Below are 9,241 nucleotides of genomic sequence, written 5' to 3' on the forward strand. Positions count from 1 at the left end.
TGATCGTGGCATGAAGGCATTCCGACTTGATGAGCTGGAGGCGGAGCGTGCCGCCAACGACGGCGCGTATCTGCAGTTCGTGCGTGAGCGCAACATGTCCGTGGGGCTGTACGCGCTGGACGCGGGGGCGGCCGATCCGCAGCAGCCGCACGCGCAGGACGAGGTGTATCTCGTGGTGAGCGGCCGGGCCGCGATCACGGTCGGGATGGAGACGACGCAGGTGGCGCGGGGCAGCGTGGTCTACGTCCCGGCGGGTACGGCGCACAAGTTCCATCACATCTCGGAGGATCTGCGGGTGATGGTGGTGTTCTCCCCTCCCGAGGGCTGACCGCGCTTCGACCCTTATGCGCTTCTCAGGGTCGGATCAGGGGAGAGCGGGGGATCGCGGGCCACCGTGGGGGCTGCGCGCGCTCTAGCATCGACGGAGTAAGGCAGATTCCTGTGCGACTCGGCGAAGCGAGGTAGGGCGATGGCGGTTCGGGAGATATTCACGGGGTTGCCGTGGTGGGTGAAGTGGGTCGCGGTCCCGGTGATCGCCGTCGTCGTGTTCGGCGGACTGATCGTCAGCCTGCTCACGTTCGTGATCTCGGTGCTCTTCAAGGTGCTGGTCTTCGTGGCGCTGGTCGGTGGACTGATCTACGTCGTAAGGAAGTTCACGTCGTCCTCCTCGTCGTCGCGAAGCGACTGGTAGGGCTGTCGTCCCGTATGACGGTTAGCCCGCGCGAGGGAAAGGTGAACGGGAAACCATCCTGGGCCCCGGCCTGCCCCTAGAGTGGCAAATCTCTGCCGCACCCTGGGAAAACACCTACGGTGATCGCTCCGAACATGGGTTTGTGCGATCGTTCCGGGCGGGATTCAGGGATTCCAGGGTCCGCCTGATCAGGCTCCTTCGGTGGTCTCCGGCCCATCGGTTCCCCGGGTCAGGTCCCTTGTCAGGGTGCGGCGGGCGCGCGGGGGCGGCCCCCGCGGGCGGGCATACGCCCGTCAGCACGCCTGGGGGTGACCTTTGGCCACAGCTACCACCACCGCAGCCCCTACTCTGATCGGCTCGGTGCGGCGAGCGCTGCGACTGCTGGAATCGGCGGGCTCCCATCCGGACGGAGCCACCGCCAAACAGCTGGCACGTGAGGCCGGACTCCCGCTGCCCACCGCCTACCATCTGCTGCGCACGCTGACCTACGAGGGCTATCTCCGCCGTGAGCGGGGGGTCTTCGTCCTCGGCGACGCGGTGGAGCGGCTGGGGCGCAGCGAGGCGTTGCAGAATCGTCGCAGCAAGATCGCCGATTCTCTCGGGCACTGGCGCGACATCGTCGGCGCCCCGGTGTACTTCGCGATCTACCACGAGGGCGAGGTCGGTCTGGTCGCCGTCGCCGACAGCGCCGCGGCCCCCGCGATCGACGAGTGGGCCGATTTCCGCGAGACGGCTCACGCCCATGCGATCGGGCAGTGCCTGCTGAGCCAGCTCACCCCCGAAGAGCGCCGCGATCACCTGGGGCGCCACCCCGTCCGCCCGCTCACGCCGCACTCCGTACCGGACAGCGGCGCGCTGCTGGAGCGGCTGGGCTCGCTGGAGCGGATGGAACCGGTCCTGGAGCGGCAGGAGTACGCCTTGGACACGGTCTGCGCGGCCGTACCCGTCACTGTCGGTTCGACGGCTGCCGCAGTGGCCATTTCTGTACCGTTTGAGGAGCGGGAAAAACTGCTCCCGGCAGTCGAACGGTTACACAGAGAGATCGGTGCGCTGTTGACCTCGCTCGCCTTCTCTATCAGTATCTGAAAAATTACTCCTTGTGATCTGCTAGCGCTTACAGCACCATGGCGTCAAGAGGGTCCAAAGGGATCATTCCCAGCCACTGCTTCATCTACTCCGGAGTACACGATGCGCGAGTCGGTCCAGGCCGAGGTCCTGATGAGCTTCCTCGTCTCCGAGGAGCTCTCGTTCCGTATCCCGGTGGAACTTCACTACGAAGTGAGGGATCCCTACGCGGTGCGGATGACCTTTCATCTGCCCGGCGACGCCCCTGTCACCTGGACGTTCGGTCGCGAACTGCTGCTCGACGGCATCAACACCCCCAGTGGGGACGGCGACGTGCACATCGCGCCGACCACACCCGACGATCTCTCGGATGTCCATATGCGGCTCCAGGTCGGCGACGACCACGCGCTCTTCCGGGTCAGCGCGGCCCCGCTGGTGGCCTTCCTCGACCGTACGGACCGACTGGTTCCGCTCGGCCAGGAGCGCACGCTGAGTGACTTCGAGGGCAACCTGGAAGAGGCCCTGGGCCGCATTCTCGCCGAGGAGAACGCCGGCTGAGCCGGGCCGGCGCCGGTCGAACAGGGCCGTCCGGGTGATTTCCGCCGTCCGCGCTACTTCTTGCGACGGCGGCCCCTGCCACCACCCAGACCACGTGCCGGAGCGCCCGGAAGCGGCCCGGAGAAGGTGTCCTCCGGCCCTCCGGACGCGGGCCCCGCCGGACCCGTCGGACCGGACGCGGGACCCGCCGGACCCGTCGGACCGGACGGGGGACCCGCCGGACTCGGCGCGCCCGTCCCCGCCGTCGCGGGTGCCGTCTCTCCCGGGGGCCGCCGGTCGGCGGAGACCACCAACGCCGCCAGCGCGGTGGTCACCGGGACGGAGGCGACCAGCCCGATCGAGCCCACCAGGGTCCGTACGATCTCCTCCGCGACCAGCTCGCTGTTGGCGACCGACCCGACGCTCGACTGCGCGATCGAGAAGAGCAGCAGCAGCGGCAGCGCCGCGCCCGCGTAAGCGAGCACGAGGGTGTTGACCACCGAGGCGATGTGGTCGCGGCCGATTCGGATCCCCGCGAGATACAGCGCGCGCGGTCCCATCGTCGGGTCCGCCTGGCGCAGTTCCCAGACCGCTGACGTCTGCGTCACCGTCACATCGTCGAGCACACCCAGCGAGCCGATGATGACGCCCGCCAGCAGCAGACCGCTCATATCGATCTCGGGATAGAGCCCGTGGATCAGACCCGTGTTGTCGTCCGTGTTGCCGGTCAGGCTCGCCCACCCGATGAAGAGCGACCCCAGCAGTCCGATCAGCAGCAGAGAGATCAGCGTGCCGAGCACGGCGACCGAGGTCCGCGCCGTCAGCCCATGGCAGGCGTACAGCGCGATCAGCATGATCGCGCTCGCCCCCACCACCGCCACGATCAGCGGATTCGAGCCCTGAAGGATCGCGGGCAGGATGAACAGCGTCAGGATGGCGAAGGAGATGGCGAGCGCGACCAGCGCCATGACGCCGCGCATCCGCCCCACCACGACCACCACCACGGCGAAGATCCCCGCCAGCAGGGCCATGGGGAACTGCCGGTCCACATCCGTCACCGAGTACTGGAGATCACGGGGCGCGTCGGGTGCGTACGCCACCACCACGCCCTGTTTCACGTGAAACTGCCGCGGCGCGTCCGGCTGGACGATCTCGATGAACGTATGCCCCTTCTCCTTGCCGCTGGTCAGCTCGATCGTGGCCTTCTTGCAGCTCCCGGTCTCCTCCTGCACCGCCTCGCGGCCCTGTGGGGTGGACGTGTCGCCGGTGGCCGGGATCTGCGAGGCGTTCACGTCCTTGCAGTTGACGCTTTCGAGCTGAACGACGCGTCCCTGCTCGGTCTGCCGGTCGAAGCCCACACCGGTGCGCTCATGCGCCGGAGCACCGCCCGGCCAGAGCACGGCCAGCCCGACGATCACCGCGGCCGCGAACGGGATGAGGACCGCCGCGATCACCTTGCGGAGATGGAGTGAGACCGGCGCGGCGGGCCCATGGCTGTGTGAGTGGCCGTGTGGTTCGTGAGTCTGCTGGGGTGAGGTCACCGCCAGATCATCGCAAGAAGGAAGGGGCCCCCTGTTCAGCACGCAGGAAAGAGCGTTAGCGTGGGGACCGCCTTTGCACACGCGGGAGCTCGGAGCACCGGGCTGAGAGGGCGCTGAACGAGGTGGTGCGGGACTCTTTCCCCACTTACCTGAGCTGCGCCGACCGCTGAACCTGTTACCGGGTAATGCCGGCGTAGGGAGTAGGTCTCATGACCGTTCAGGACGCACGCACGCCTGCCTCCGATTCGGGAAATCCGAGCGAGGCCGGCAAGTCCATCGGCTGGCACAAGGGATACGTGGCGGGCTCGCGCCCCGATCTCCGTGTGCCGGTCCGGCTGGTGCACCTCACCAACGGCAACGACGTGACGCTGTACGACACGTCGGGGCCGTACACCGACCCCACCGTCGAGACCGATGTCCGCCGGGGCCTCGCGCCCCTGCGGGAGAACTGGATCGTCGCGCGCGGCGACACCGAGGAGTACGAGGGACGGCCGGTCCGCCCCGAGGACGACGGCCTCAAGCACACCTCGCCCCGCGGGGGGCTGCTCCAGGCCGGTACGACCGACCTGCGGGGCCTCGACGCGGTCTTCCCGGGCCGGCCGCGCCGCCCGCGCCGGGGCCGCACCGGCCGGCCGGTCACGCAACTCGCGTACGCCCGCGCCGGGGAGATCACCCCGGAGATGGAGTACGTCGCGATCCGCGAGAACGTCTCCCCGGAGGTCGTGCGCGAGGAGATCGCCGCGGGCCGCGCCGTACTGCCCGCCAACGTCAACCATCCGGAGATCGAGCCGATGATCATCGGCAAGCGGTTCCTGGTGAAGGTCAACGCCAATATCGGCAACTCCGCGGTCACCTCGTCCATCGAGGAGGAGGTGGAGAAGATGACCTGGGCGACCCGCTGGGGCGCGGACACCGTCATGGACCTCTCCACCGGCCGTAACATCCACACCACCCGCGAGTGGGTGCTGCGCAACTCCCCCGTGCCCATCGGCACCGTTCCGCTCTATCAGGCGCTCGAAAAGGTCGACGGCAGGGCCGAGGAGCTGACCTGGGACATCTACCGGGACACGGTGATCGAACAGGCCGAACAGGGCGTCGACTACATGACCGTCCACGCTGGAGTGCTGCTGCGGTACGTGCCGCTGACGGCCCGCCGCAAGACCGGCATCGTCTCGCGCGGCGGCTCGATCATGGCCGCGTGGTGCCTCGCGCACCACAAGGAGTCGTTCCTGTACGAGAACTTCGAGGAGCTGTGCGAGATCCTCGCCGCCTACGACGTGACCTACTCCCTGGGGGACGGCCTGCGGCCGGGCTCCATCGCGGACGCCAACGACGAGGCGCAGTTCGCCGAGTTGCGCACGCTGGGCGAGCTGAACACGGTGGCCAAGCGGCTGGGCGTGCAGACGATGATCGAGGGACCGGGGCATGTCCCCATGCACAAGATCAAGGAGAACATCGACCTTCAGCAGGAGATCTGCGAGGAGGCGCCGTTCTACACGCTCGGTCCGCTGACGACCGATGTGGCTCCGGCGTACGACCACATCACCTCAGGGATCGGCGCGGCGATGATCGCCTGGTGGGGCACCGCGATGCTCTGCTACGTCACGCCCAAGGAGCACCTGGGCCTGCCGGACCGCGACGACGTCAAGACCGGCGTCATCACGTACAAGATCGCCGCCCACGCGGCGGATCTCGCCAAGGGGCACCCCGGGGCGCAGGACTGGGACGACGCGCTCTCCGACGCACGGTTCGAGTTCCGCTGGGAGGACCAGTTCAATCTGGCGCTCGACCCGGACACGGCGCGGGAGTTCCACGACGAGACCCTGCCGGCGGAACCGGCGAAGACGGCGCACTTCTGCTCGATGTGCGGGCCGAAGTTCTGCTCGATGAAGATCTCGCAGGACATCAGGCGCCGACATGGCGAGGCCATGGACGCGGGCGAGGTCGAGGCGGGCATGGCGGAGAAGGCCAGGGAGTTCGCCGCGACCGGGAACCGGGTCTATCTGCCGCTGGCCGACTGAGGGCCGGTCGGCGCCCTGACCACCGGCCGGAGCCGGGGCCTGTCACTGGACGGCGAGCGGGGTCTGTCGCCGGGCAGGGCCCGGGAGCCCGGCAGGACCGAACGAGAGGCTCTGGGTCCTGTCCTGTCCGACAAGGTCGCCCGGACAGCGCCTGGCCAGGCCCTGTCTTCGAAGCAGCGCCGTCCGCCCAAGCCGCGGGGCAGGCGGGACTTTGACGACAGGGCCTAGTCGCAATACCAGTGACATAGGGGCCAGTTCGGCGGCCTCACCTGCGGAAACACGGTCCGCCGACAGCCCCGGCAGCCGCAAAGTCACTGGTATTGGGCCTAGTCGGGCTGGTGGTCCGGGCCGCCGAAGTCGGGGCTCGTGAAGTCCGGGCTGCTGAAGCTCGGGCGCTGACCGTCCGTGGAGCCCTCGTCGGGGCTGGAGAAGTCCGGACGGCTGTAGCCGATCTTGGGCAGGTGCTTGACCCGGCGCGGCGGTCCCGGCGTGGTCGGGTGGGCGCTGGGGTCGGCCAGAGCGTCCCGCAGGAACGGCAGGATGCCCCGCTCCAGCAGGGCGTGGCGCCAGGCTTCCCGCGCGCGGGCCACCTCGTCCGGCAGCTCCCGGCCCGGGGATTCCTGGGCCGGGAGCTGGGTCGCGCTGTTGCGCAGGGCGGTGACGAGCAGAGCCACCGCCGCGCCCAGGAGGCCGAGCACGGTGACGGCCGCGAAGAACCAGCCGACGGCCAGCATGCTGTCGGCGAACGCGGGCGCGGGTTCGAGGGCCTTGAGCAGATAGCCGACGAGCAGGAAGATCAACGCGGCCGTGCCACCGAGAATCGGCAGCAGCACGGTGACGACCGCGCCGAGCCCGGCCCCGGAACCCGGCGGATCGTCGTCTTCCGCGTCGAGGACGGACTCCCGGACCGAGGAGGCGGCGAGGACCGGCGAGCGGGCGTCCTCGCGGATCTTGGCGTAGTGCTGGTACTCCGCCGCCGCGGCCGCGGCGATCAGCTCCGTGGCGTTCAAGGCCATGGTGCGCAGCTGTTCCGCGTTGAGCCGGCGCCCGATCTCGGCCAGATCAGGCCGGTCGTGCGCATTGCGCAGTGCTTCGTCGAGGATCCGCTCGAAATCCGCGCGATCCTCGCTCAGCAGGTGTGGAGCGCTATTCATGTGCATCCCCCGATACTCCGTAGGGCCGGGTCGTCCCTACGGGACGGAGAGCCGGCGGAAACGGAGGAGAGCCTGCTACGGATAAGGCGATGGTAGAGCCGTTCTGGCGCGAGGTGACAGGGGGTTTCCGGAAATGACCTGTCCCGCTTTTTCTCAGCCGGTCAACGGAAGCTGTTCCACCAGCAGTTTCCCGGCCATGGTGACGCCGCCGTCCATGGCGATGGCAAGTCCTTCGGCATATACGTGTGGCCCTTCCACGACGGGACCCGAGTCCTCCTCGCCGTCCGCGTCGTCTTCGGTGCCGACTTCCCCGAGCAGATAGGGAATGGGGCTGTGGCCGTGGACGACGCGCTGTCCGCCGTACCGGGAGAGCAGTTCGCGCACGGCCTCCGGGCCGCCCTCGTCACGGAACGCGAAGCGTTTGGTGAGCTTGCGGAACAAATCCCAGCATTCGTCGGCGTCATTGCGGGTCAGGATCTGGTGCACGGTGTCGTTGACGTCGTCGATCGTCGAACCGTAGTCCAGATAGGCCGTCGTGTCGGAGTGCATCAGCAGATGGTCATCCTCCTCGACGATCGCGTCGAGCCGGGACATCCACTGCAGATGGACGTCCTGGAGGCGCTCCATGTCGCTCCGCTGGCCGCCGTTGAGCAGCCAGGCGGCCTGGAAGGTGGCGGTGCCGGCGCCGGAGTTGACGGGCGTGTCGCCGAATCGCTTCGCGCCGATGAGCAGCAGTTCGTGATTGCCCATCAGAGCCTTGCAGTAGCCACCGGAGGCGGCCGCTTCGGCGGACAGGCGCATGACGAGGTCGATGACGCCGATGCCGTCGGGGCCCCGGTCGGTGAAGTCGCCGAGGAACCAGAGCCGGGCGTTGCCGGCGGCCCAGCGGCCCTCGCCGTCGATGAGGCCCTGTTCGGTGAGCGCGGCGACCAGTTCGGCGAGGTAGCCGTGGACGTCGCCGACGGCGTAGAGCGGGCCGAGGGCGTCGGACGCGGGGATGTCGACGGGGTCCACGTGCACCTGGACGGTGTCTCCCCGGTTGATCACCGGAAGGTCCCGCTCGGTGGGTGTGTAGCCGTCAGGCAGTTCGTCGGCCGGGATCGCGTTGCCAGGATGCCCGGACGGGCTGTCCGGCACCACGGCGGCGGACGGCCCCGGCTGCCGCGGCTGTTCGGGCTGTCCCTGCTCTCCGGACTGCACGGGCACCTGCGCGTACGGCGGTACGCGGAAGTCGCGCAACGTCGCCGTCCGCACCGCGGGTCCCTGGCCGGCCCCCTGTGTCATCGACCCCTCCACCACCGTCGCGCCGCCGTACACCTCCAGGGCCCGCCCGGCCGGGATGGGGCTGAGCCCATCCACGATAGGGGAAAGTCCGTGGTGTCGTGCGCCCATCATAGGAACGCCGCTGGTCCTGTGGGACGCACCAGGGGTGGTGAATCCGGGCGGACCTCCGGATCGGCGGCGATTTTCGCGCCGATCGCCCCAAATGCGAAAGGTCTGGTCCTCCGGCCGACTCCCGGGAGTCTACGGGCGTTCGGCGCCTGCCTCCCGGCGCCTGCCTCCCGCCGCGGCCTCGCGCCGCCCCGGCGGGAGGGCCGTACGCGGTCAGTCGCCCGCGGGGGAGCGCGGAGGGCTGACCGTGGTGCGCGGCGGACGCCGCTGCGAGGAGGTCCGGACGATCAGTTCGGTCGGTATGACCTGCTCGACCGGCCGGTCGGTGTCGATGCCTTCGATGGCGTCGATGAGGAGTTGCACGACGGCGGTGCCGATCCGGCGCGGCTTGAGCGAGAGCGTGGTGATGGGCGGTTCGGTGGCCGCGTACACGGTGGACTCGCTGCAGCAGACCAGCAGCAGGTCCTCGGGGACGCGCAGCCCGTACCGCCGGGCCGCCGCGAGCAGATCGGTGCCGTTGGGGTCGAAAAGCCCGTAGACGGCGTCGGGGCGGTCGGGACGGGCCAGCAGCCGGTCGGCGGCCACCGCGCCCGCACAGGGGTCGTGGGCGGGGTACGACTCGTACACCGGATCCTGGCCGACGCGCTCGCACCAGCGCAGGTAGGCGGTGGTGGAGAGCCGGGTGTAGGTGTCCGTGGTGGTGCCGGTGAGCAGCCCGATCCGGCGGGCGCCCGCGTCGGCGAGGTGGTCGAGCAGATCGAGGACGGCCGCCTCGTGGTCGTTGTCGACCCACGCGGTGACGGGGACGGTGCCGGCGGGGCGGCCGTCGGAGACGACGGG

9 protein-coding genes are annotated in these 9,241 nt (G+C 69.2%); 5 read left to right on the forward strand and 4 right to left on the reverse strand.

Annotated features, from left to right (window positions below; translation table 11 throughout):
- The first annotated feature begins 10 nt into the window (after positions 1 to 10).
- The 4 genes from DVH02_RS15825 to DVH02_RS15840 all read left to right on the forward strand — a co-directional run bounded on the left by DVH02_RS15825 (position 11) and on the right by DVH02_RS15840 (position 2,314).
- Positions 11 to 328: a cupin domain-containing protein gene (locus tag DVH02_RS15825; protein ID WP_114624464.1), complete on the forward strand. Its 318-nt coding sequence runs from the start codon at positions 11 to 13 to the stop codon at positions 326 to 328.
- Between the two features lie 141 nt (positions 329 to 469).
- Positions 470 to 691 (forward strand): DUF5326 family protein, encoded by a 222-nt coding sequence (locus DVH02_RS15830; RefSeq protein WP_114624465.1) that lies wholly within the window; start codon positions 470 to 472, stop codon positions 689 to 691.
- Positions 692 to 1,006: 315 nt separating this feature from the next.
- Positions 1,007 to 1,777 carry an IclR family transcriptional regulator gene (locus DVH02_RS15835; RefSeq protein WP_114624466.1) on the forward strand — a complete coding sequence of 257 codons (771 nt, stop codon included), beginning with the start codon at positions 1,007 to 1,009 and terminating at the stop codon, positions 1,775 to 1,777.
- 102 nt (positions 1,778 to 1,879) lie between these two features.
- Positions 1,880 to 2,314, forward strand: a complete 435-nt coding sequence (locus DVH02_RS15840; RefSeq protein ID WP_114624467.1) for an SsgA family sporulation/cell division regulator — start codon at positions 1,880 to 1,882, stop codon at positions 2,312 to 2,314.
- A gap of 53 nt (positions 2,315 to 2,367) precedes the next feature.
- Here DVH02_RS15840 and DVH02_RS15845 read toward each other — a convergent pair whose 3' ends face one another.
- Complete coding sequence (locus DVH02_RS15845; protein WP_114624468.1) at positions 2,368 to 3,834, reverse strand: YibE/F family protein; 1,467 nt, start codon at positions 3,832 to 3,834, stop codon at positions 2,368 to 2,370.
- A gap of 209 nt (positions 3,835 to 4,043) precedes the next feature.
- Here DVH02_RS15845 and thiC point away from each other — a divergent pair, with 209 nt between their 5' ends.
- Positions 4,044 to 5,855, forward strand: a complete 1,812-nt coding sequence (gene thiC, locus DVH02_RS15850) for a phosphomethylpyrimidine synthase ThiC (protein WP_114624469.1) — start codon at positions 4,044 to 4,046, stop codon at positions 5,853 to 5,855.
- Positions 5,856 to 6,181: 326 nt separating this feature from the next.
- Here thiC and DVH02_RS15855 read toward each other — a convergent pair whose 3' ends face one another.
- The 3 genes from DVH02_RS15855 to DVH02_RS15865 form a co-directional block, all read right to left on the reverse strand.
- On the reverse strand, positions 6,182 to 7,015 hold the full coding sequence (locus DVH02_RS15855; RefSeq protein ID WP_199566294.1) for a hypothetical protein: 834 nt from the start codon (positions 7,013 to 7,015) through the stop codon (positions 6,182 to 6,184).
- Between the two features lie 147 nt (positions 7,016 to 7,162).
- Positions 7,163 to 8,293: a metallophosphoesterase gene (locus tag DVH02_RS15860; RefSeq protein ID WP_114624476.1), complete on the reverse strand. Its 1,131-nt coding sequence runs from the start codon at positions 8,291 to 8,293 to the stop codon at positions 7,163 to 7,165.
- Between the two features lie 321 nt (positions 8,294 to 8,614).
- The coding region (locus tag DVH02_RS15865; protein ID WP_114624470.1) for a substrate-binding domain-containing protein at positions 8,615 to 9,241 on the reverse strand (627 nt) is incomplete at its 5' end.

Source organism: Streptomyces corynorhini (assembly GCF_003346515.1).
Classification (GTDB): Bacteria; Actinomycetota; Actinomycetes; order Streptomycetales; family Streptomycetaceae; genus Streptomyces; species Streptomyces corynorhini.

What these genes read in the sequence shown, in the direction of transcription:
- DVH02_RS15825 (WP_114624464.1), top strand. Translation starts at nt 11, where the DNA reads ATGAAGGCATTCCGACTTGATGAGCTGGAGGCGGAGCGTGCCGCCAAC.
- DVH02_RS15830 (WP_114624465.1), top strand. Translation starts at nt 470, where the DNA reads ATGGCGGTTCGGGAGATATTCACGGGGTTGCCGTGGTGGGTGAAGTGG.
- thiC (WP_114624469.1), top strand. Translation starts at nt 4,044, where the DNA reads ATGACCGTTCAGGACGCACGCACGCCTGCCTCCGATTCGGGAAATCCG.
- DVH02_RS15840 (WP_114624467.1), top strand. Translation starts at nt 1,880, where the DNA reads ATGCGCGAGTCGGTCCAGGCCGAGGTCCTGATGAGCTTCCTCGTCTCC.
- DVH02_RS15860 (WP_114624476.1), bottom strand. Translation starts at nt 8,293, where the DNA reads ATGACACAGGGGGCCGGCCAGGGACCCGCGGTGCGGACGGCGACGTTG.
- DVH02_RS15855 (WP_199566294.1), bottom strand. Translation starts at nt 7,015, where the DNA reads ATGCACATGAATAGCGCTCCACACCTGCTGAGCGAGGATCGCGCGGAT.